Origin of the sequence: Ramlibacter sp. (assembly GCA_019635435.1) — a bacterium.
Classification (GTDB): domain Bacteria; phylum Pseudomonadota; class Gammaproteobacteria; order Burkholderiales; family Burkholderiaceae_C; genus JAHBZM01.
Window position 1 is genome coordinate 1,868,753 of the sequence record JAHBZM010000001.1, and the last position, 21,673, is coordinate 1,890,425.

The 21,673-nt window shown below is 68.1% G+C and carries 19 protein-coding genes; 1 reads left to right on the top strand and 18 read right to left on the bottom strand.

Annotated elements, in window-relative coordinates; translation table 11 throughout:
• Nucleotides 1-16: 16 nt before the first annotated feature.
• From KF796_09005 to KF796_09015, 3 genes are read right to left on the bottom strand one after another with little or no spacing between them, the layout of a single operon-like run.
• Entirely contained in the window at nucleotides 17-1,471 is a 1,455-nt protein-coding gene (locus KF796_09005) for a FecR domain-containing protein (protein ID MBX3586773.1), read from the bottom strand.
• On the bottom strand, nucleotides 1,468-2,091 hold the full coding sequence (mog, locus tag KF796_09010; GenBank protein ID MBX3586774.1) for a molybdopterin adenylyltransferase: 624 nt from the start codon (nucleotides 2,089-2,091) through the stop codon (nucleotides 1,468-1,470). The genes KF796_09005 and mog overlap by 4 nt, the downstream gene beginning before the upstream one ends.
• Complete coding sequence (locus KF796_09015; protein ID MBX3586775.1) at nucleotides 2,084-2,698, bottom strand: DUF615 domain-containing protein; 615 nt, start codon at nucleotides 2,696-2,698, stop codon at nucleotides 2,084-2,086. Before KF796_09015 ends, mog begins: the two co-directional genes overlap by 8 nt.
• 68 nt (nucleotides 2,699-2,766) lie before the next feature.
• Here KF796_09015 and pmbA point away from each other — a divergent pair, with 68 nt between their 5' ends.
• Nucleotides 2,767-4,143, top strand: a complete 1,377-nt coding sequence (gene pmbA / locus KF796_09020; GenBank protein ID MBX3586776.1) for a metalloprotease PmbA — start codon at nucleotides 2,767-2,769, stop codon at nucleotides 4,141-4,143.
• Nucleotides 4,144-4,228: 85 nt separating this feature from the next.
• Here the strand turns inward: pmbA and KF796_09025 are convergent, their stop codons facing one another.
• The 15 genes from KF796_09025 to KF796_09095 form a co-directional block, all read right to left on the bottom strand.
• On the bottom strand, nucleotides 4,229-4,675 hold the full coding sequence (locus KF796_09025) for a GatB/YqeY domain-containing protein (protein MBX3586777.1): 447 nt from the start codon (nucleotides 4,673-4,675) through the stop codon (nucleotides 4,229-4,231).
• A 100-nt stretch (nucleotides 4,676-4,775) separates the two neighbouring features.
• Nucleotides 4,776-4,988, bottom strand: a complete 213-nt coding sequence (gene rpsU, locus KF796_09030) for a 30S ribosomal protein S21 (protein MBX3586778.1) — start codon at nucleotides 4,986-4,988, stop codon at nucleotides 4,776-4,778.
• Nucleotides 4,989-5,139: 151 nt separating this feature from the next.
• Complete coding sequence (locus KF796_09035; GenBank protein ID MBX3586779.1) at nucleotides 5,140-6,384, bottom strand: NAD(P)/FAD-dependent oxidoreductase; 1,245 nt, start codon at nucleotides 6,382-6,384, stop codon at nucleotides 5,140-5,142.
• Nucleotides 6,381-7,526 carry a sterol desaturase family protein gene (locus KF796_09040; protein MBX3586780.1) on the bottom strand — a complete coding sequence of 382 codons (1,146 nt, stop codon included), beginning with the start codon at nucleotides 7,524-7,526 and terminating at the stop codon, nucleotides 6,381-6,383. Before KF796_09040 ends, KF796_09035 begins: the two co-directional genes overlap by 4 nt.
• Before the next feature lie 67 nt (nucleotides 7,527-7,593).
• Nucleotides 7,594-8,361, bottom strand: a complete 768-nt coding sequence (gene cobA, locus KF796_09045; GenBank protein MBX3586781.1) for a uroporphyrinogen-III C-methyltransferase — start codon at nucleotides 8,359-8,361, stop codon at nucleotides 7,594-7,596.
• Nucleotides 8,358-9,263, bottom strand: a complete 906-nt coding sequence (gene ybiB, locus KF796_09050) for a DNA-binding protein YbiB (GenBank protein MBX3586782.1) — start codon at nucleotides 9,261-9,263, stop codon at nucleotides 8,358-8,360. The genes cobA and ybiB overlap by 4 nt, the downstream gene beginning before the upstream one ends.
• 71 nt (nucleotides 9,264-9,334) lie before the next feature.
• Entirely contained in the window at nucleotides 9,335-12,175 is a 2,841-nt protein-coding gene (locus tag KF796_09055; GenBank protein ID MBX3586783.1) for a molybdopterin-dependent oxidoreductase, read from the bottom strand.
• On the bottom strand, nucleotides 12,175-12,561 hold the full coding sequence (nirD, locus tag KF796_09060; GenBank protein ID MBX3586784.1) for a nitrite reductase small subunit NirD: 387 nt from the start codon (nucleotides 12,559-12,561) through the stop codon (nucleotides 12,175-12,177). Before nirD ends, KF796_09055 begins: the two co-directional genes overlap by 1 nt.
• A 12-nt stretch (nucleotides 12,562-12,573) precedes the next feature.
• Complete coding sequence (locus tag KF796_09065) at nucleotides 12,574-13,368, bottom strand: type IV pili methyl-accepting chemotaxis transducer N-terminal domain-containing protein (protein MBX3586785.1); 795 nt, start codon at nucleotides 13,366-13,368, stop codon at nucleotides 12,574-12,576.
• A 12-nt stretch (nucleotides 13,369-13,380) separates the two neighbouring features.
• On the bottom strand, nucleotides 13,381-15,837 hold the full coding sequence (gene nirB / locus KF796_09070; protein ID MBX3586786.1) for a nitrite reductase large subunit NirB: 2,457 nt from the start codon (nucleotides 15,835-15,837) through the stop codon (nucleotides 13,381-13,383).
• Nucleotides 15,838-15,860: 23 nt separating this feature from the next.
• Nucleotides 15,861-16,319, bottom strand: coding sequence for a chemotaxis protein CheX (locus KF796_09075; GenBank protein MBX3586787.1), 459 nt, complete (start codon nucleotides 16,317-16,319; stop codon nucleotides 15,861-15,863).
• A gap of 9 nt (nucleotides 16,320-16,328) precedes the next feature.
• Nucleotides 16,329-16,700 (bottom strand): response regulator, encoded by a 372-nt coding sequence (locus tag KF796_09080; protein ID MBX3586788.1) that lies wholly within the window; start codon nucleotides 16,698-16,700, stop codon nucleotides 16,329-16,331.
• Nucleotides 16,701-16,707: 7 nt separating this feature from the next.
• Nucleotides 16,708-18,828 carry a type IV pili methyl-accepting chemotaxis transducer N-terminal domain-containing protein gene (locus KF796_09085; GenBank protein MBX3586789.1) on the bottom strand — a complete coding sequence of 707 codons (2,121 nt, stop codon included), beginning with the start codon at nucleotides 18,826-18,828 and terminating at the stop codon, nucleotides 16,708-16,710.
• A 20-nt stretch (nucleotides 18,829-18,848) separates the two neighbouring features.
• The gene (locus KF796_09090) at nucleotides 18,849-20,678 is read right to left on the bottom strand and encodes a nitrate ABC transporter ATP-binding protein (protein ID MBX3586790.1); all 1,830 of its coding nucleotides are present in this window, start codon (nucleotides 20,676-20,678) and stop codon (nucleotides 18,849-18,851) included.
• Between the two features lie 20 nt (nucleotides 20,679-20,698).
• A complete protein-coding gene (locus KF796_09095) occupies nucleotides 20,699-21,673 on the bottom strand; it encodes an ABC transporter permease (protein ID MBX3586791.1) in 975 nt (324 codons plus the stop codon).

The window sequence follows — 21,673 nt, forward strand, 5'->3', positions numbered from 1 at the left end:
TTGGCCCTGTTCCCTGTTACCTGGTGGCGAGCGGCACCAGCGGGAAGCCGTTGTCGAACACGGTCACCCCCCAGTTGGCCGAGATGTCGAGCCGGTAGACACCGGTGTCCAGCGTGTGGCCGTCGGCCAGCGTGGCGTGCAGCCGCAGGTAGTACACGCCGGCCTTGAGGTCACCCAGCGTGAGCTGCGGCCCGGTCGATTCAAACCGCCCCAGCACGTTGCCAAAGGCCTCGTCGCTGGCGAGTTCGGCGCTGTAGCGCGGGGCGCTCAGCGGCTGGCCGTTGGCCTGCTCGGCGGTCCAGGCCAGCACGTTCTGCCCGTTGCGGATGCTCAGTGACGAACTGGTGACGCGCCAGCGCGTGGGTGCCTTGATGGCGATCAGCTTGACGGCGTCCAGGCCCTCCAGGCCCTGCGCGTCGATGCCGCGCACCCGGGTGTACCAGTTCGCGTTGTCCAGGCTGGCCAGATCCACACCGGGCGCGGTGACCTTGAGGTCGCGCACGATGCGCGAGAACCGGTCGTCGCTGGCCACCTGCACCCGGAAGGCCGTGGCACCCGCCAGCACCGGCATGGGCAGCACGGTCACGGGCCGGGTGAGCTCACCGGGCTGGGCCGTGAGGTCGGGCGCGGGCAGCAGCTTGACCACGCGCACCTCGCGCACGGCCGGGTTGATGATGGCGCCGGTGCCGCCGGGCAGGTCGGCGCCGCTTTGCTGGGCCGGGTTGTCGGCCCGCACCAGGCCTTCGACCACTTCGGTGCGCGCGTTGCGGGACACCGGGTCGTCATAGGCCACGCGGAACTGGGTGCCGCGCACGCCCACCAGCGAGGTGGGGGTTTCGATCTGCAACGGGGTGGCGCGGTTCTGGATGCGCGCGGCCGCCGTCTCCAGCGCGCCCAGACTCAGCCGCATGAAACCCGAGAACCAGGTGGTCGAGCCGCTGGCGCTGGCGTCACGCATGGCGTAGCCGCGGTTGGACACCACCTCGGCGAGCGTGTTGGGCAGCAGCTTGACCTGGCTGCCGTCACCCAGCTCGACGATGGCCGAGCTGTTGGCGGCGGTCTGCAGCCGGCCGCCCTCGGGCACGGCCATGCCCACGGTGGCAGCCGTTCCGCCCAGCCGCACGTCGCCGGCCGTGCTGATGATGCGCGCGTTGGCGGGCTCGAACTTGAGCAGGCGCAGCGGGATGTTGACCCGCTGGCCAGGCTTGATGAAGTTCGGGTCCTTCATGCGGTTGAACCTGGCCACCTCGGCCCAGGCGTCGGGCCGCACCAGCAGCTCGCGCGCCATGACGATCAGCTTGTCCGACGGCTTGACGACGTAGGGCAGGCTGGGCTCGGTGGGTTCGGCAGCGGCTGGGGCCGCGGTCTGGGCCCAGGCGCTGTTTGCTACCAAAAGAATAGCGCACAGTGCCCACGGGGCCTGGACTCCAGCCATTTTTTGTCTGAATTGCAGCGAAAACAGGGCATTCATGAAGACTCCTGAGGCCGCGCGGGCCGGATGGCCGACTTGGGCCGGAAAGCCTTGCAGACCTCGTCGCGGGTTTCAAGATAGGGCCCGCCGATCAGGTCCACGCCATACGGCACGGCGGCAAAGATGCCGGGCACGCCGGGCCGGCCCTCCGCAGATTGGAGCCCTTCCAGTGTTTCCTGGATCGCCCGGGGCTGGCCTGGCAGGTTGATGATGAGACTTTTGTCACGGATGACGGCGCATTGGCGCGACAGGATGGCCGTGGGCACAAAGTGCAGGCTGATCTGGCGCATCTGCTCGCCAAAGCCGGGCATGACCTTGTGGGCCACGGCCAGCGTGGCCTCGGGCGTGACGTCGCGCGGCGCGGGGCCGGTGCCGCCGGTGGTCAGCACCAGGGCGCAGCCGGCGTCCACCAGCTCGATCAGCGTGGCGCTGATGGTGGCCTGCTCATCAGGGATCAGCCGGGGCACAAATTCAATGGGGTTGCGCAGTGCGCTGCCCAGCCAGTCCTGCAGCGCGGGCAGGCCCTTGTCTTCGTAGACGCCGGTGGAGGCCCGGTCGCTGACCGAGACGATGCCGATGCGCACGGGATCGAACCCGCCGTCCATGCCCGCCTCACTCATGGCCCAGCTGCTCCCGCACCAGGTGGAAGATTTCGCGGTAGGCGCGGCCGCGCCGCGGCGCCAGCCCCTGCGAGATAGAGGTCTTGTCAGGCTGCGCGTCCTTGCGGGCCTGGCGGATCAGCGCGCGCAGCTGCTGCGTGTCGGTGTCCGGGCTCAGCTGCAACCACAGCGGCAGCGCTTCGTCGTCGTCGATCAGGCGGTCGCGCCACTGCTCGGCCTCGTGCAGGGCCAGCGTGTGCTGGGCCGAGCCGCGCTGCTGCTCGTCCAGCGCGGCGCGCACGGCCTCGACCACCTCGGGTTCGAGCAGGCGCATCTGCTTGCCGATGAACTGCATCTGCCGGCGCTTGCCCTCGAAGTTGGTGATGCGCTTGGCCTCGGCCAGGCCCTCGACCAGCTTGTCGGGCAGGGGCAGGCGGGCCATCAGGTCGGCGCGCAGCGTGAGCAGGTCCTCGCCGAGCTTTTGCAGCTCGGTGCTTTCGCGCTTGAGGTCGGTCTTGCTGGCTTCGGTCGTGCCTTTGAGCTCGGCCTTGAGTTCAAGGTCCAGTTCGCTGCCTTCGGCCACGAACTGGCCGCGGACGAAATAGCCTTTTTTGGGTTTGCGGGACATGTGTTTTGGGGGGTGTTGCAGGAGTGTGGCCTGCCAGTCGCAAAGCGGCAAGTATCATAGCTCCCGATATGACCACACCCTCCTCACGAGCCGACAGCGGCTTTGCCTACAGCCGCGCCACCTTCGAAGAACTGGTTGACCGGGCCCTGGCCCATGCGAAGAAACTCGGCGCCACCGATGCCGGCGCCGAAGCCTCCGAAGGCTGCGGGCTGAGCGTGTCGGTGCGCAAGGGCGAGCTTGAAACCGTGGAGCGCAACCGCGACAAGTCGCTGGGCGTGACCGTCTACATGGGCCACCGCCGCGGCAACGCCAGCACCTCTGATTTTTCCCCCGCCGCCATCGAGCAGACCGTGCAGGCCGCCTTTGACATTGCGCGCTTCACCGCCGAGGACCCGGTGGCCGGCCTGCCCGACGCGGCCGATGTGGCCCAGGCCCACGAGCAGCCCGAGCTGGACCTGTTCCACCCCTGGGCCATCACCAGCGAGGAGGCGGCCCGCCTCGCGCTGGAATGCGAGGCCGCGGCCCTGTCCACCGACCGGCGCATCACCAACAGCGAGGGCGCCGGTGTCTCGGCCCAGCAAAGCCATTTCTTCAGTGCCCACACGCGGGGCTTTCGGGGCGGCTACGCCAGCTCGCGCCACAGCCTGTCGGTGGCGCCAATTGCCGGCAAGGGCAATGGCATGCAGCGCGACGCCTGGTACAGCTCCATGCGCAGCGCCGAGGAGCTGGCCAGCCCGCAGGCCGTGGGCCGCTACGCGGCCGAGCGCGCGCTGAGCCGGCTCAAGTCGCGCAAGATCGCCACCACGCAATGCCCGGTGCTGTTCGAGTCGCCGCTGGCCGCGGGCCTGCTGGGCGGCTTTGTGCAGGCCGTGAGCGGCGGCGCGCTGTACCGCAAGAGCAGTTTCCTGCTCGATTCGCTGGGCAAGCGCGTGCTGCCCAGGCACATCGACATTGCCGAAGACCCGCACGTGCCGCGCGGCAAGGGCAGTTCGCCGTTTGACGAGGAGGGTGTGCGCACCCGTGCCCGCAAGGTGGTGGACGCAGGCCGGGTGGAAGGCTATTTCCTGAGCAGCTATTCGGCGCGCAAGCTGGGGATGAAGACCACCGGCAATGCGGGGGGCTCGCACAACCTCACCATGACGTCGCGCCTGACCCGCCCCGATGACGACCTGGACGCCATGCTGCGCAAGCTGGGCACCGGGCTGTTCGTGATCGAGCTCATGGGGCAGGGCGTGAACTACGTGACCGGTGACTACTCACGTGGCGCCAGCGGCTTCTGGGTCGAGAACGGCCAGATCGCCTTCCCGGTGCAGGAGATCACCATTGCCGGCAACCTCAAGGACATGCTCCAGGGCATTGACGCCGTGGGCGCCGATGCCTACAACTATGGCGCCAAGACGGTGGGCTCGGTGCTGGTCAACCGGATGAAGGTCGCGGGGAGCTAGCTCCCCCCGAAGCGGCCTGCGGCCGCCTCCCCCCAGGGGGCACCACCGGCGGCCCGGCGGAGCCGGTTCCGCGGTGGCACTTGAATTAGCTTGCCAGCGCTGCCTTGACAGCGGCACTCACCTGGCCCATATCGGCCTTGCCGGCGAGTTTGGCCTTGACGGCGCCCATGACCTTGCCCATGTCGCCGGGGCCTTTGGCACCCAGTTCGGCCACGATGGCCTTGACTTCGGCGGCGACCTCTTCGGCGCTCAGGCGCGCGGGCAGGTAGACCTTGAGCACCTGGGTCTCGGCGATTTCCACGTCGGCGAGGTCCTGCCGGCCGGCCTTCTCAAAGGCTTCGATGCTGTCCTTGCGCTGCTTGAGCATCTTGTCGACGATGGCGATCACGGCCGCGTCGTCCAGCTCGACGCGCTCGTCCACTTCCTTCTGCTTCATGGCGGCGGTCAGCAGGCGGATGGTGCCCAGGCGCACGCTGTCCTTGGCGCGCATGGCGGCTTTCATGTCTTCGGTGATCTGTTCCTTGAGGCTCATGGGGTTCTCCGGGAGAAAGGCGAAAAAAGGCGGGCGACAAAAAAGCCTGCGTGAGCGTCCCCAGGCAGGCTTTTCGGGTTGCCGCGAGGGCAGCCGGCGCTCAGTAGAGCTTCTTGGGCAACTGCATGCTGCGAACGCGCTTGTAGTGGCGCTTGACGGCGGCAGCCTTCTTGCGCTTGCGCTCGGCGGTGGGCTTTTCGTAGAACTCGCGGGCGCGCAGTTCGGTCAGCAGACCCAGCTTTTCAATGGTGCGCTTGAAGCGGCGCAGGGCGACGTCAAACGGCTCGTTTTCTTTAACGCGGACGGTGGTCATTAGCGAATGAATTCCAGATTTGTGCGCCCAGAGGGGTCAAGGGAGATCGGGCCCTTGCTCCGTAGACGCTGAATGTCCCCCACTTGTAGGTGATCAGGCCGTGGGGGTTTGCCAGCAAAAGCCTTGAATTATAACGCTTTTCCGGCGCGCATCAAGCCGTTGCCGTGGTGACCGCCGGCAGCGCCATGGCGCAGGCGTGGGCGCTGGCCCAGGCCCACTGGAAGTTGTAGCCGCCCAGCCAGCCGGTCACGTCCACCACTTCGCCGATGAAATACAGGCCCGGGTGGCTGGATTCGAGGGTTTGCGACGACAGGTCGCGGGTGTCGACGCCGCCGGCGGTCACTTCGGCCTTTTTGTAGCCCTCGGTGCCGGTGGGGGTCAGTTCCCAGCGGCTCAGGCGCTGCGCCAGCAGGTTCAGCGCCTTGTCGGTGGCTTCACCCACCGGCCGCTGCCAGGCAGCGTCCTGCTGCACCCAGGCGTCGGCCAGCCGCGAGGGCACCAGGTTGGACAGTTCGTTGGCGATCAGCTTGCGCGAGGTGGCCTTGGCGCGGGCCAGTGCCGCGGGCAGGTCGGCCTGCGGGGCCAGGTTGAGCCGGATCGGGCTGCCGGGCTGCCAGTAGCTTGAAATTTGCAGCACGGCCGGGCCGCTCAGGCCGCGGTGGGTGAACAGCAGGTCTTCGTCGAAGGCCATGCTGGCCGATCGTTTCGAGCTTGCCGAAGGGGCCGCGGTTTCGATCTGCACCGGCAGCGCCAGGCCCGCCAACTGGGCGTACGGCGCCCAGCCCTCGCCGTCGAAGGTGAGCGGCACCAGGGCCGGCCGGGGCTCGACCAGGCGCAGCCCGAACTGGCTGGCGATGCGGTAGCCGAAGTCGGTGGCGCCGATCTTGGGAATGGACAGCCCGCCCGTGGCCACGACGAGGCTGGCGGCCCGCACCGTGCCGCGCGGCGTGTCCAGCTCGTAGCCCTGTGCCCCGTGGCGCACCGCCTTCACGCCGCAAGGCTGCCAGTGCGTCACGCCGCCGGCCGCGCATTCGCGCAGCAGCATCTGGATCAGGTCGTCGGCCGAACGGTCGCAGAACAGCTGGCCTTTGTGTTTTTCGTGAAATGCAATGGCGTGCCGCTGCAGCAGCGCGACGAAATCCTGCGGCGTGTAGCGGCTCAGGGCCGATCGGCAGAAATGCGGGTTGGCGCCAATGAAGTGCTTGTGCGGCGAGCGCGGGTCGAGGTCGCGGTTGGTGAAGTTGGCGCGCCCGCCGCCCGAGATGCGGATCTTCTCGGCCACTTTCTCGCTGTGGTCCAGCAGCAGCACCTTGAGCCCGCGCTGGCCTGCCACGCCAGCGCAGAACAGGCCGGCGGCACCGGCCCCGACGATGATCGCGTCAAACCTCAAGCTCAGCCCTTCCAGGTGAACGGGAACTTGAACTGCTTCAGGAAGCCATTGGGCACGTAGTCGCCCAGCACGCCATAGCGCTGCGGCCACAGCTGGGTGGATTTGACGGCGGTGCCGAACAGGTAGTCCAGAAAGGCGAAGTGGGCCGCGTAGTTCCTGTCCAGCGCCTCCTGGTCCTGGCTGTGGTGCCAGTGGTGGAAGTTGGGCGTGACGATCACGTAGCGCAGCGGGCCCAGGCGCACGCTCACATTGGCGTGGTTGAACACCGCCTGGAAGCCGACGATCACGATGTAGGCGTCAATCACTTCCTTGGAGAAGCCCAGCACATAGATGGGCGCCAGGATCAGCGTGCGCGTGATCAGCAGTTCAAGGATGTGCTGGCGCGAGCCCGCCAGCCAGTCCATGCTCTTGGCGCTGTGGTGCACCGCGTGCAGGCGCCACAGCAGCGGCACCTCGTGGTAGGCGCGGTGGGTCCAGTACTGCACCAGGTCGGCCACCAGCACGATCAGCAGCACCCCCACCCAGAACGGCAGACCCTGGACCCAGCCGCGCAGGCCGTCATTGCCGGCCCAACCGAAGAACCGGTGCACCATGAGGTTGGTGGCCAGCAGCACAAAGCCCACGATCATGTGATTGACGATGAAGTGGTGAAAGTCCGTCTGCCACTCGGGCCGGAACACCGGCTGGTCACGGCGCAGCGCGAACAGCTTCTCGATGAAGATGAAGATCAGCGACGAGCCCAGCAGGTCCAGGATGAACCAGTCCATGCCGATGTACAGCGTGTCGTCCGGGAAGTTGGGGTTGACCTCGACCTTGTGGCCGCCCAGCAGCGCCGACAGCGCGACCAGCAGAAACGCAAAGCCCGACAGCCAGCGCGAGCGGTTGAACACCACGTTGACCAGGCTCAGGCCGCCCGCGACCACCATGGCCCAGAACATCAGCTGGCGGATCATCGCCACGTCATAGCTCTTGCGCAGCTGTGGCGTGGTCAGGTACTCGGGAAAGTGGAACGCCAGCACCCCCAGAAAGCAGAGGATGCCCAGGCTCAGCGCGATGACGCCCGTGATGAGTCCGCTGCCCGGCTTGAGCGCGCCATGGCTCTCGGTGAATTCGTTGAGTTTTTCCAGCACCGTGCTGCTCCCGTCCATCTGAAATGGGATGCAGTGTAGCCGCCGCCCACATGATCGCGTGGGTCCGTGGGCCGGGGCCCGGGCGTCAGGCGGCGCGCGTGAAAGCCGGCGCCATGCTGGCTGCCGCAACGCCCTGGACCACATCCCCCACCACCATCACGGACGGGCTGGCGAGCCCTTCGCGTTCGATGGTGGCGCGCAGTTGCCCGAGGGTGGTGACGGCATGCCGCTGGTCCGCCAGGGTGGCCCGCTGGATGATGGCAACCGGCGTCGCCGCGGGCAGGCCGGTGAGCAGCTCGTCCTGGATGCGCTGCGCACTGCTCACGCCCATGTAGATCACCAGGGTGAGCCGGGCGTCGCGGGCCGTGGCGGCCAGGGCGCGCCAGTCGGTGCCGTCGTCGCCGGGCTTGGTGTGGCCCGTGACGAACACCACGCCGTGCGCGTGTTCGCGGTGGGTCAGGGGAAAGCCGAGCGAGGTGACCGCCGCCAGGCCCGAGGTGATGCCGTTGATGACATGCACTTCGACGCCCGCGGCGCGCAGGTGCTCGGTTTCCTCGCCGCCGCGGCCGAAGATGAACGGGTCGCCGCCCTTCAGGCGCACCACGTTCTCGCCCTCGCGCGCGGCCATGATCATGAGCTTCTCGATGAAGGCCTGCGGCGTGCTCTTGCAGCCCCCGCGCTTGCCCACGTGCACCACGCGCGCGCCCGGCGACGCATGGGCCACGATGGCCTCGCTGACCAGGTCGTCCACCAGCACGACGGTCGCGGCCTGGATGGCCTTGAGCGCCTTGAGGGTGAGCAGTTCCGGATCGCCAGGACCGGCGCCCACCAGGGTGACTTTTCCGTTGTTCATGATGCCTCTGCCAAATGCAAGATGTGTTCCACCTGCTGTGAGATGGATGCGGGAATCGGTTGGTGCCCGTCGATCACGGCGCGGATGTAAGCAGCTGTGTTTTGCGCATCGATCTGCCGGGGCAGATCGGGGAGGTCGGTCAGCGTGCCCTTGCGGCCTTCCTCGAGCGTGAAGCGGCGCCCGCGGATGAGGCCGTCCATCTGAGGGAGCCGGCGCGGGTCGGCCACCACCTCGCCCTCGGTGCCGCGCAGCAGCAGGGCGGTGCTGCCCATGAGCTCGTACACGGCGGCCATCGACACGGCGTATTCCGGGTGGGTGTAGCTGCCCACGATCACCGCAGGGCCGTCGCAGGGGTTCATGAGCTTGACCAGGCTGTGGGCCGGGTTGCGCAGGCCCACCACGCGCCGCACATCGAGCAGGCGCTTGAGTGGCGCGCTCAGCACCTCGGTGGGGAGGTAGACCAGCTCCCCATTTGCTACTTTTTTAATAGCGCTCTGTGGCCGTGTGCCAAGGACTTCCAGCACATCTGGCACAAAAACCCGGGCCGCTTCGGTGGCCGTGCCATGGATCAGCACGGGCAGGCCGCGGCGCGTGAGCAGCAGGGCCAGCAGCGGGGTCAGCACCGGCAGCTTGCGCGCACCGTTGTAGCTGGGCAGCACCACCAGGGGGCGGTCGCTGGCCGGGAGCCGGGCCAGCCGCGCGTGGGTGGCGTCCAGAAAGCCGCCCATTTCCTCGGCGGTCTCGCCCTTGATGCGCATCGCCAGGCAGAAGCCGCCGATCTCCAGGTCGGTGACGCTGCCGTCCAGGACCTGGCCAAACAGGTCGGCGGCCTGCTCGCGCGTGAGCGACCGCGCGCCCTGCTTGCCGCGGCCGATTTCCTTGATGTACTGGCTGATGCCCATGCCGGATTGTTGACCAGGTCTGATGACTTGCGGCTATATGGCGAATGACGCAGCGGCGCTCATGCCACCTGTCAGGCCGCCTGCCGCAGCGGCATCACGGCGTGCACCATGCGCTTGAGCTCGGGCACGCAGCTGCCGCAGTTGGTGCCGCATTTGAGGCGCTCCTGCAGCCGTGCCAGGCGTTCCTCCCCGGAGCCTGTGCCGGTGCCCAGCTCGGCCAGGATGGCGGGCTCGGTCACATTGAAGCAGGTGCAGACCTGGCGGCCGCGCGACTGCACGGCCACCGGTGCCTGGGCACCCGGCGCCAGCAGCAGCCGGCCGTAGGCCTGGGTCGGCAGTTCTTCCTGCAGCAGGGTCTTGACCCAGCTTTCGGCCCGCGTGTCGCCGGCCAGCACAAAGCCTTCGAGCCGGGTGTCGCTGCCGCTGCGCACCAGGCGCATGGCGCGGCGCTGGCCCTTCTTGCGGTCGGCGTAGCGCAGCACATCGGTGCCCGACAGGCCCAACTGGGCTTCCAGGCGCTCCAGCAGCGCATCGGGCGGGGCCTCGTGCGCGGCGGCGCGAAACAGCACGCCGGTGCGTGCGGCGCCATCGGCGCCGGCCAGCGGGGCCTGGCTGGAAAACGGCACACAGCTCGCGTAAGGGAACAGCCGCATCAGGGCCTTGAGCGATTCGCGCGCGGCCAGGGCCTCGCCACCGGGCAGCCAGGCCACGCCCAGCACCGACCAGGGCAGTTCGGCCTTGAGCACCTTGACCGCGGCGTGCTTGAGTTCGGGTTGCTTCGAGCTCGGGCAGTACACGGGGCTGGTCAGGGCGTTGACGCCGGCCAGTGGCTCGCCGGTGCTGGAGCAGCCGCTCAGGAACTCCGGGCCCCAGTGCATGGCCATGAAGACCTGGCTCAGCCCCACGTCGGGGCTGGCCTGCACCGGCACCACCAGCGAGCCGCGCCGGCTCGTGAGGTAGACCAGATCGCCTTCCGCCAGCAGGCGCCGCGCCATGTCCTGCGGGTTCATCTGCACGGTGGGTTCGGTCACATGGCCAAACAGCCGGCCCAGCGTGCCGGTGCGGCTCATGCCATGCCACTGGTCGCGCAGCCGGCCGGTGTTGAGACTGAACGGGTAGCGGGCCTCGCGCGCCTCAGTCACCGGCTGCCAGGCCACGGGGACAAAGCGGGCCCGGCCGTCGGGGGTGGGGAAGATGCCGTCTTCATAGAGGCGGGCGCGGCCCGCGGCCTCGCCGGTCTTCATGGGCCATTGCAGGGCGCCTTGCTCCAGCAGCGCGTAGCTCATGCCCGTGATGTCCAGGTCGCGGCCGCGCGTGGATTCGCGGTGCTCGTTCCAGATGGCTTCGGCACCGGCGTCGGCCGGCGTCAACGGGTAGGGGAACAGCGTGGGCTGGCCCGGGCGCATCACGGCCTCCAGCCGCCGGGCCAGATCGACCACGATGGCCCAGTCGTGGCGCGCCTGGCCGGGCGCGGCCACGGCGGTGCGCACGCGCGTGATGCGGCGTTCGCTGTTGGTGACCGTGCCGGTCTTTTCGGCCCAGGTGGTGGCGGGCAGCAGCAGGTCGGCGAAGTCGCAGGTCGCGGTGGTGGCAAACGCCTCCTGCACCACCACCAGCTCGGCGCGCTGCAGGGCGCGGCGCACCGTGGCCTGGTCGGGCATGGACTGCGCCGGGTTGGTGCAGGCAATCCACAGCGCCTTGATCTCGCCATCGGCGGCCGCCTGGAACATGTCCACGGCGGTCTTGCCGGGCCGCTCGGGCACGCCGGGCACGCCCCACAGCGCAGCCACTTCGGCGCGGTGCGCGGGGTTGGCCAGGTCACGGTGGGCGCTGAGCAGGTTGGCCATGCCTCCCACCTCGCGCCCGCCCATGGCATTGGGCTGGCCGGTGAGCGAGAACGGGCCCGCGCCCGGCCGGCCGATCTGCCCCGTGGCCAGGTGCAGGTTGACCAGCGCCGCGTTCTTGGCCGTGCCGCTGCTGGACTGGTTCAGGCCCTGGCAATACAGGCTCAGCGTGGGGCTGCGCGGGCCCGTGCCCGACGCGCCGGCAAACCAGCGCGCCGCCGTGAGCAGGTCTTCCTTGCGCAGGCCGCAGGTCTGCGCCACGAGGTCGGGGGTGCAGTCGCGCACGGCGGCCTTGAGCGCGTCAAAGCCCGCGGTGTGGGCGGCGATGTAGGCCGCGTCGGTCCAGCCCTCCCACAGCATGATGTGCAGCAGCCCGTTGTACAGCATCACGTCGCTGCCCGGCTGCAGCGGCAGGAACAGGTCGGCGATGCCCGCCGTGTCGGTGCGGCGCGGGTCGGCCACGATGATCTTCATGGCCGGGTTGGCGGCGCGCGCATCCTCGATCCGCCGGAACAGGATGGGGTGCGCGTAGGCGGTGTTGCTGCCGGTGATGAACAGGCACTGGGCGTGGTCAATATCCTCGTAGCAGGCGGGTGGCGCATCGGCGCCCAGAGTCTGCTTGTAGCCGGCCACCGCGCTGCTCATGCACAGGCGCGAGTTGGTGTCGACGTTGTTGGTGCCGATCAGGCCCTTGGCCAGCTTGTTGAAGACGTAATAGTCTTCGGTGAGCAACTGGCCCGAGATGTAGAAGCCCACGGCATCCGGCCCGTGGTCGCGGATGATGCTTGCCAGCGTGCTGCCCGCATGGCCCAGCGCCGCATCCCAGCTCACCGGGGTGGCGGTACCGCCGCGCTGCGCGCGTTGCAGCGGCTGCAGCAAGCGGGTCTGGCGCGTGACGGTGGCGGCCGCTGTGAGGTGCAGGCTTGAGCCCTTGCTGCACAGCCGGCCCCGGTTGGCGGGGTGGTCCGGGTCGCCGCGCACGCCGGTGACCTGGGCGCCCTGCGACTCGATGATGACGCCACAGCCCACACCGCAATAGGGGCAGGTGGAGCGGGTCTCAAGTGGCATCATGCGTCGGCCGGCTCCCGGCGCGCAGGGCCAGCCACGGGACGGGTCAGGTCGATGGCCAGCGTGGCCAGTTCGGTGGCGTCCAGATGGACGGTGCCGGCCTCGACCTTGACGCTGAACCTGGGCGTGCAGCCTTCATCGGGCGCCCGGGCGCAGCCATTGGCCAGCCCGATATTCCAGTTGTGCAGGGGGCAGGCCACGCTTTCGCCGTGAACGATCCCCTGGCTCAAGGGCCCACCCTTGTGCGGGCAGCGGTCAAGCAGGGCGAACACCTTGTCTTCGGCGTTGCGGAACACGGCCACGTCCAGGCCTAGGGGGCGTGCGACGCGGCGCGATCCCAGTACCGGGATGTCGTCTACCGCGCAGATGGTGATCCAGTCAGTCATGTCCAGTGTCCTTCAGCTCAGTTTTTCGTACATGCCCGTCACGTTGTTCATCACCTGCAGGATGCGTTCGCTGGTGGTGAAAACATGGGTCTGGGCGCTGTTGTTGGCCACGCCGGGCCTCAGGTTCTTCAGGGCAACCTCGAAGAACGCGAACTGTGTCTCGGCCAGTTCAAGTTCGGCCTTGATGGCCGGCGTGGCTTCGGGCGCGCTTTTGAGCAGTGCGTGCGCGCTGATGAACTCGTCGCGGGCCTTGTTCACTTCAGCGGCCGCACTGGCGCTTTGCACGCCCCAGCTGGCCGTCAGGTAGTAGGCCGCCATGCGCTGGCTGAGCATGCGCTGGCGGCCCGAGGTGTTGACCAGCCGCGCCACCGATTTGCCGGAGGTGCCTTCAAGCTGGACCGTGCCCTGGTTGGCCAGCTGCAGCACCTTGCCGGACAGCGCGACCACCGATTCAGCCCCGGCCCGGTCTGGAGACTTGCCGACCAGTGCGGCCTTGTAGTCGCTCCAGGCGGCTTCCAGGGCGCTGTAGGTGGCCCGGATCTCCGGGGTGGGCGAATATGCCTTGAGCTCGACCAGCTGGCGGTCGAACAGTGCCAGCGAGGCGGCGAGCACCTTGGCAGCCGAATCCGCCATGACTTCCTGACCCAGGGCCATGTAGCTTTTGGCCGCGCGCTGGCTCAGCATGCGCTGGCGGCCGGCCTTGTTGATGGCGTCGTTGATGCTGATCACCTGGGCGTGTCCGCTCGCGGGCAGGGTCAGCGCGGCGCTGCCTGCAAGCAGCGTTGACAGAAGGGTGCGGCGTTGCATGCCTGGTGCTCCTCAGGGCAGGACCGGCTGGGGGAGGCGGGGCGCGATGGCCTCGAACTGGCGCACGTCCACCGCGGCCTTGTCCATCTCGAACCAGGGATCGGGCTCGCCGTCCAGGGCAAACTGCAGCCGCTCCCACAGCGCCTTGCGGCCTTCGTGGTCGTCCAGGATGCGTTTCTTCACATAGTCCAGGCCCACGCGGTTCACGTAGTGCACCGTGCGCTCCAGGTACCAGCCTTCCTGGCGGTACAGCTCGCAGAACGCGCCGGTGTATTCGAGCACCTCGGCCGCGGTCTTGAGCTTGACGAAGAAGTGCGCCACCTCGGTCTTGATGCCGCCGTTGCCGGCGATGTACATCTCCCAGCCACTGTCCACGCCGATGATGCCCACGTCCTTGATGCCGGCCTCGGCGCAGTTGCGCGGGCAGCCGCTCACCGCAAACTTGACCTTGTGCGGGGCATACATGCGCCACATGGCGCGCTCCAGGTCCTTGCCCATCTGGGTGCTGTCCTGGGTGCCCATGCGGCACCATTCGCTGCCCACGCAGGTCTTCACGGTGCGCAGGGCCTTGGCGTAGGCGTGGCCGCTGGGCATGCCGATGTCCTTCCAGACGTTCTGCAGGTCTTCCTTCTTGACGCCCAAGAGGTCGATGCGCTGGCCGCCCGTGACCTTGACGGTGGGGATCTTGTACTTGTCCACGGCATCGGCAATGCGGCGCAGCTCGTCGGCCGTGGTCTCGCCGCCCCACATGCGCGGGATCACCGAGTAGGTGCCGTCCTTCTGGATGTTGGCGTGGCTGCGCTCGTTGATGAAGCGGCTTTGCGGGTCGTCCCTGGCCTCCTTGGGCCAGGTGCTGATCAGGTAGTAGTTGACGGCCGGGCGGCAGCTTGAGCAGCCATTGGGCGTCTTCCATTCCATGAAGCTGAACACGTCGGCGATCTTCATGAGCTTGTTGTCGCGGATCGCGTCGCGCACGGCCTGGTGGCCGTGGTCGGTGCAGCCGCACATGGCCTTGAGCTTGGGCGTGGCGGAGTAGTCGCCGCCCGCGGTGAACATCAGGATCTGCTCGACCAGGCCGGTGCAGGAGCCGCAGCTCGCGCTGGCCTTGGTGTGCTTGCGCACTTCGTCCAGCGTGAACAGGCCCTTTTCCTTGATGGCCTTGCAGATGGTGCCCTTGTTCACGCCATTGCAGCCGCAGACCTCGGCGTCGTCGGGCATGCTGGCGGCCTTGCTGTGGCCTTCATGGCCGGCGTCGCCGATGTTGGACTCGCCAAACATCAGCTTGTCGCGGATGTCGCTGATGCTGCGGCCATCGCGCAGCAGCTTGAAGTACCAGCTGCCGTCCACGGTGTCGCCATACAGGCAGGCGCCCACCAGCTTGTCGTCCTTGAGCACCAGCTTCTTGTAGACCCCGCCAAAGGGGTCGCTCATCACGATCTCCTCGGTGCCTTCACCGCCCATGAACTCGCCCGCGCTGAACAGGTCGATGCCCGTGACCTTGAGCTTGGTGGAGGTGAGGGACCCCTGGTAGCGGCCGATGCCGAACTGCGCCAGGTGGTTGGCCGCGACCCGCGCCTGCTCGAACAGCGGCGCCACCAGGCCGTAGGCAATGCCGCGGTGCGCCGCGCATTCGCCCACGCTGTAGATGCGCGCGTCGGTCACGGTCTGCAGGGTGTCGTTGACCACGATGCCCTTGTTGCAGTGCAGGCGCATGCTCTCGGCCAGCGCGGTGTTGGGGCGGATGCCCACGGCCATGACCACCAGGTCGGCCGGCGCCTCGGTGCCGTCCTTGAACCGGATGGCCTTGACCCGGCCATCGTCGCCGGCCACCAGTTCCTGCGTCTGCGCGCCCATCAGGAACTTCAGGCCCCGGTCTTCCAGTGACTTCTGCAGCAGCTTGCCGGCCACGCTGTCGAGCTGGCGTTCCATCAGCGTGGGCATCACATGGACCACGCTCACATTCATGCCGCGCAGCATCAGGCCGTTGGCGGCTTCCAGGCCCAGCAGGCCCCCGCCGATGACCACGGCATTCTTGTATTTGGCCGCGGCGTCGATCATGGCGTTGGTGTCGGCAATGTCGCGGTAGGCGATCACGCCGGGCAGGTCCTTGCCCGGGATCGGCAGGATGAACGGGTTGGAGCCGGTGCACAGCAGCAGCCGGTCGTAGCCGGCCTCGGTGCCGTCCTCGGCGCGCACGATGCGCTTGATGCGGTCCACCTCCACCACCTTCTTGCCGGCGTGCAGGGTGATGTGGTTGTCCTTGTACCAGTCCCAGGAATTGAGCACGATCTCGTCCAGCGTCTGCTCGCCCGCGAGCACCGGCGACAGCAGGATGCGGTTGTAGTTGGGGTGCGGCTCGGCGCCGAAGACCGTGATGTCGTACAGGTCCGGGCTGATCTTGAGCAGCTCCTCGAGAGTGCGGACACCGGCCATGCCATTGCCGATCATCACGAGTTTCATTTTTTTCATGGTTTGCTCCTGTAAGGCGTACTTCAATGCTTTCGTTCCATGTCGATGCAGACCACGGCCGGCTGGTGGTTCCAGCGCAGCGTGATCACGTAGGGGTGGCGCCGCACGCGGGCCCGCGTGCCGGTGGCGCCCTGCAGCTTCACCGGCACCGAGATCAGCAGTTCCGGCCCCAGCGACTTGCGGGCGTTGCCGCCCAGGGTGTTGGCGATCTCGCCCACGGCGTCCAGCAGGTTGCCGTCCGACAGGTCGGTCTCGTGCTGCATCAGCAGCAGTTCGCGCAGCAGGCGCGGTGGCATCGAGACGATGACCTGGCCGTTGTACGAGCCCGAGAAACTCACGATGCCGTTGAACTCGAAGCCCTCCACATCGCCGGTGCCCAGAAAGGCCGAGGTGATCTGGGGCTCCTGCGCCGTGGTGGTCCTGAAGTAGTGGCGCACCGAGTCCACAAACAGCTTGAGTTCTTCTTCGTTGAGGGTGTTCATGGCGGTCCTTCAGCGCGCGTCGGCGACGTCCAGCAGCGCCAGCCGCAGTTCATCGTCGGTGAAGGGCTTGGCCACGAAGCCGCGGGCGCCCAGCCGCAAGGCGGCGATGGCGGTCGATTTGTCGCTCAGGGCGCTGACCACCAGGATGTTGATCCGCGGGAACAGGCGCATCAGCTCGGTGATGCACTCGATCCCGTCCATCTCGGGCATGGTCAGGTCCATGGTCACCACCTCGGGCTGGGTCGCGCGGGCCAGCCGCACCGCCTCGGCGCCGTTGCGCGCCAGGCCCACGATGGCAACGCCCGAGAGCGCGCCGGTCTGCACCACGCGCGAGATGCGCGAGCGGATCATGTTGGAGTCGTCGACGATCAGCAGGCGCATGGCGGGCTCACGAGAACTTGATCCTGAATTCGGTGAACTGGCCCGGCGTGGAGGCCAGCGTCATGCGCGCGGCCAGCCGCTGCACATTGGCCTGCACCACATCCAGGCCCACGCCCCGGCCCGCATGCATCGTCAGCTGGCCCGCGGTCGAGAAGCCGGGGCGGAAGATGTGGGCCACGATCTGCCGGTCGTTGAAGCTGTCCAGCTGGGCTTCGGTGTACCAGCCCAGCGCCAGCAGGCGCTCGCGCACGCGCTGGGCCGACAGGCCGCGGCCGTCGTCGCGCATCGACAGCGTCCAGTCGGCCTCGCCGCGCACCAGGTGCAGATCCAGCTGGCCCTGCGCGGTCTTGCCGGCGGCCAGGCGCTGCTCGGGCGTCTCGATGCCGTGGATCACCGCGTTGCGCAGCAGCTGCACCGCGATCTCGCGCACCAGGTCACGGGCCGCGGGTTCCAGGTCGCCCTGGCTGCCCATGCGCACGGTGGCGCGGACCTGCTTGCCATCGGCGCTGGCGGCCTCGGTGGCGAGCCGGGTCAGCGCATCGTTGATGGCCTCGCCGGCCGGCGCGTCGTCGGACACGGGGCGCTGCACACCGGTCAGGCTCTTGAGCGCCGCCACCTTGTTGAGCAGGTCTTCCAGCGGCATGGGCAGGGTCAGCAGCGTGTCGCCCAGGTTGCCGCTGCCGCCACCCGAGTCACGGATGCGCTGCAGCTCGGACTCGAAGCCATGGGCCTGCGAGGCCAGGGTTTCCAGGCCGAGCGTGGCGGCGTCGCCCTTGAGCGCGTGGATGCGGCGGCAGGCCTCGTTGATGGCCCTGAGCACGGCCATCTCGCCCTGGGCCGACGAGGTGCTGCGCAGCAGGTCGTTGATTTCGAGCAGCCCGGTCTCGGCGCGCGCGACAAACTGGCGCAGCATGGCCGGGTCGGCGTCAAAGGCCTTGAGCAGCATCGCAAACTCTTTTTGCGAGCGCTGGCGCTCGTCCAGCAGGCGGGCTTCGAGTTCCATGCGGGCCGTGATGTCCTGCACCGTGACCAGCAGGTGCCGCACGCCCGCGCCTTCCTGCACGCGGTTGAAGTGGAACGACAGGTAGCGCCGATGGTCCTGGCCGAGCCGGTTCTTGACCGAGACCTCGACCTCCGACAGCGGGTTGATGCCCTGGACCAGGGCTTCCTTGACGTGAGGCGAGAACAACAGCTCCACATAGTCGCGCGCGTCGGCCAGGGCCTTGGCCGACACCAGGGGCGCGAGCAGGGCAAAGAAGCTGTCGCCGGGCTGCAGCGGCCGGCCGAACAGTTCATGCGCCGAGCGCGACAGCTGGGAGCCAAGCCGGTGGTCGGGCGTCATGAGGAACAGGCCCTCGCGCACGCTGACCAGGATTTCGCGGTTTTCCTCGTTGGCGGCTTCGATCGCCGCGTCCGAGGTGCGCAGGCGGCGCAGGAACTTGAACAGGATGAATGCGAAGTTCAGCAACGCCAGCACGATGCCGCCGGTCTGGACCCGGCGCAGCGTGTTGGCCCGGTCGGAGGCCACGGCCTCCAGCGAGGTCGTCAGGTCGTTCATCAGCCCCAGCAGCTTGAGGTTGTTGGCGCGCGCATAGTCCACCGCGGCCTGGAGATCGGCGTCGGTGGCGTTGCCCGCCAGCACCGGGGCCAGGTGCTGCTGGTAGGGTGTCCACAGGGCCTGCGCCTTGCGCAGGATGTCCGCGGCCCGTTCGCTGTCGGCCGCCTGCAGGAACACCGGCTTGCCATCGCCGCCAGGGACCGTGGCGCCGTGCTGGAAGCCCTTGAGCGACACGTCAAACAGCCGCACCGCCGAGGCCAGCTCGGCCAGTTCGGCGTCGGCGGCCGTGCCCTTGGCCCGCGCCGTGTCCACCGACAGCAGCGCCTTGGCCGTGCGCTGCGACAGCATGCGCTGGCGCCCCGCGAGGTTGATGCCCAGGGCGTCTTCCGAGATCTGGAACGAGGTGTAGAAATTGAGAATCAGCACGCCCAGGTCGAACAGCAGGAAGAAACCCACCGCGATGATGATCTCGCGATACTTTCCGAAGCTGAATCGGCCTGTAGTCCTTGCCGGACGGGCATGATCAGCTATTGATTTGGTAGCAATCGGGGGGGTCATCACGGCGCTCATGGCGGGCTCCTTCCTGTGGGCTAGTGCTGGCTGCCGCAGTCTTCGAGGAAGCCGATCAGCTCCTCGCGCAGCTCGTAGTAGCGCGGGTGCCTGAGCAGGGCTTCACGGCTGCGCGGCCGGGGCAGGGGCACGTCCATGACCTTGCCGATCTTCGCGCGCGGCCCGTTGGTCATCATCACCACGCGGTCGGCCAGCAGGATGGCCTCGTCGACGTCGTGCGTGACCATCATGGCGGTGACCTGGTTGCGGGCCCAGACCTCCATCAGCACTTCCTGCAGGTCCCAGCGGGTCAGCGAGTCCAGCATGCCGAAGGGCTCGTCCAGCAGCAGCATCTTGGGGTTCAGCGCAAAGGCCCGGGCAATGCCCACGCGCTGCTTCATGCCGTTGGACAGGTCGCTGGCCAGCTTGTGCATGGCCGAGCCCAGGCCGACCCGGTTGAGGTAGTAGTCCACCGTGTCCTTGCGCTCGGACTCGCTGGCGTGCGGGAAGACCCGCGCCACGCCCAGCATCACGTTGGCATGGGCGCTGAGCCAGGGCACCAGGCTGGGCGCCTGGAACACCAGGCCGCGGTCGGGCCCGGCGCTCGCGACCTCGCGGCCGTCCAGCACGATCACGCCGTCGGTGATGTCGGTCAGGCCGGCCATCATCGAGAGCACGGTGGATTTGCCGCAGCCCGAATGGCCGATGACCGAGATGAATTCGCCCTTGCGGACCTTCAGGTCGAAGCCGTCCACCACCACCTGCGGGCCCTTGGGCGTGGGATAGACCTTGATCACCTGCGAGAAGTCCACGAAGCGGTCGTCCGCAACCCGCAGCGCCAGCCCGCTCTCGGGCTTGGGCATGGCGGGCACGGGGATCTCGGCCTCGATGGTTTCGGTGAGCGCGGCGTGGCGCAGGCCGAACAGGCGCGCCGCGGTCGGCAGGCCCTGGCCGGGCTGCACATTCTTGGGCGTGAGCACCGGCAGCTGGATGATCTGCGCCGTCTGCCGGGCACTGTGCTGGTGGGCGATGCCGATCAGGTGCTCGGTGATCTCGCCGCGCAGTTGCTGGAAGCGCGCGTCGTGGTTCATCGCGCGGCGGTCGCGCGGGCGGGCGATGTCCACGGTGAACGAGGGGCCAAGCGTGGCGCGCGGGCCCATCTGCAGTGGAATGATGCGGTCGGCCACCATCAGGGCTTCGTCCACGTCATTGGTGATCAGCAGCACCGTCTTGCGGTCTTCATCCCAGATGCGGACGATTTCGTCCTGCAGGTTGGCGCGGGTCAGCGCGTCCAGCGCCGACAGCGGCTCGTCCAGCAGCAGCACATCGGGGTTGGTCGCCAGGGCGCGGGCCACGGCCACGCGCTGGCGCATGCCCCCCGAGAGCTGGGCGGGCTTCTTGTCGGCGGCGGCGCTCAGGCCCACCATGGCGATGTAGCGCGTGACGCGCTCGGTGCGCTGGCTTGCGCTTTCAGCGGCAAACACCCGGTCCACGGCCAGCGCGATGTTCTCGCGCACGCTGAGCCAGGGCATGAGCGAATAGCTCTGGAACACCACGCCGCGGTCCGGGCCGGGGCCGGTAATGGGCTGGCCGTTCTTGAGCACGTCGCCGCTGTCGGCCTGGATCAGGCCCGCCAGCAGGCTGATCAGCGTGGTCTTGCCACTGCCCGAAAAGCCGACGATGGCCACGAATTCACCGGGCTCCACGCGCAGGTTCAGGTTCTGCAGCACTTCGGAGCGCGCGCCGCCGCGGCCGTAGCTCTTGCTGACGTTGCGCAACTCCAGGGCCGCCGTGGCGGGCACGGCCACCAGGGCCGGCGGGTGGCGTTCGCCGGCCGTGGGGGTGGGGTGGGTTTTGAGCGCGAGGTTCATGGGGGCGTCTCCGTGGTCCATCAGCGGCGCGCAGCGAGGTTTTGCAGCACCTGCATCAGGCGGTCCAGGCCAAAGCCGATCAGGCCGATGGTGAACACGGCCACCAGGATGCGGCTGAGCGAGTCGGAGCTGCCGTTCTGGAACTCATCCCAGACGAACTTGCCCAGGCCCGGGTTCTGCGCCAGCATCTCGGCGGCAATCAGCACCATCCAGCCCACGCCCAGCGACAGGCGCATGCCCGTGAAGATGAAGGGCAGGGCCGAGGGCAGCATGATCTTGCGCACCCGGGTGCCCAGCGGCAGCTGCAGCACGCGCGCCACGTTGACCAGGTCCTTGTCGACCGAGGTCACGCCGATCGCGGTGTTGATCAGCGTAGTCCACAGCGAGCACAGCGTGACGGTGATCGCCGAGATCAGGAACGACTTCTCGAACATCGGCTGGCCCTTGGTGACGTACACCGCGCTGACGATCAGCGTCACGATGGGCAGCCAGGCCAGCGGCGAGACCGGCCGGAACAGCTGCACCATGGGGTTGATGGCCGCCTGCACGATGCGCGACGAGCCCGCCAGGATGCCCAGCGGCACCGCCACCAGCGTGGCCAGCAGAAAGCCCACGAACACGGTCTTCAGGCTGGTCAGGATCTGGTCCAGGTAGGTGCGCTTGCCGGTCCAGTTGAAGTGGCGCGGCTGGTAGCTGGGGTCCTCGGCCAGGCGCTCCTTGTTGCGCGCTTCCTGGCGCGCATAGAAGGCGGCTTCCTTCTCGCGCTCGGCAAAGTGGTCCTGCACCAGCGCCACGGCCTGCGCCGCCACCTGCGAGGGGCCGGGCACCGCGCCCAGGCTGGTCTGGATCTGCGAGGCCGTGACCGACCACAGCACCAGGAACAGGCCAAACGCCAGCACCGGCACGCCCAGCGACAGCATCAGGCTGCGCACCAGTTCGCGCGGATCGCGCCGGGCCGCGCTCAGCCCGCCCATGAGTTTGCCGACGAGTTCCAT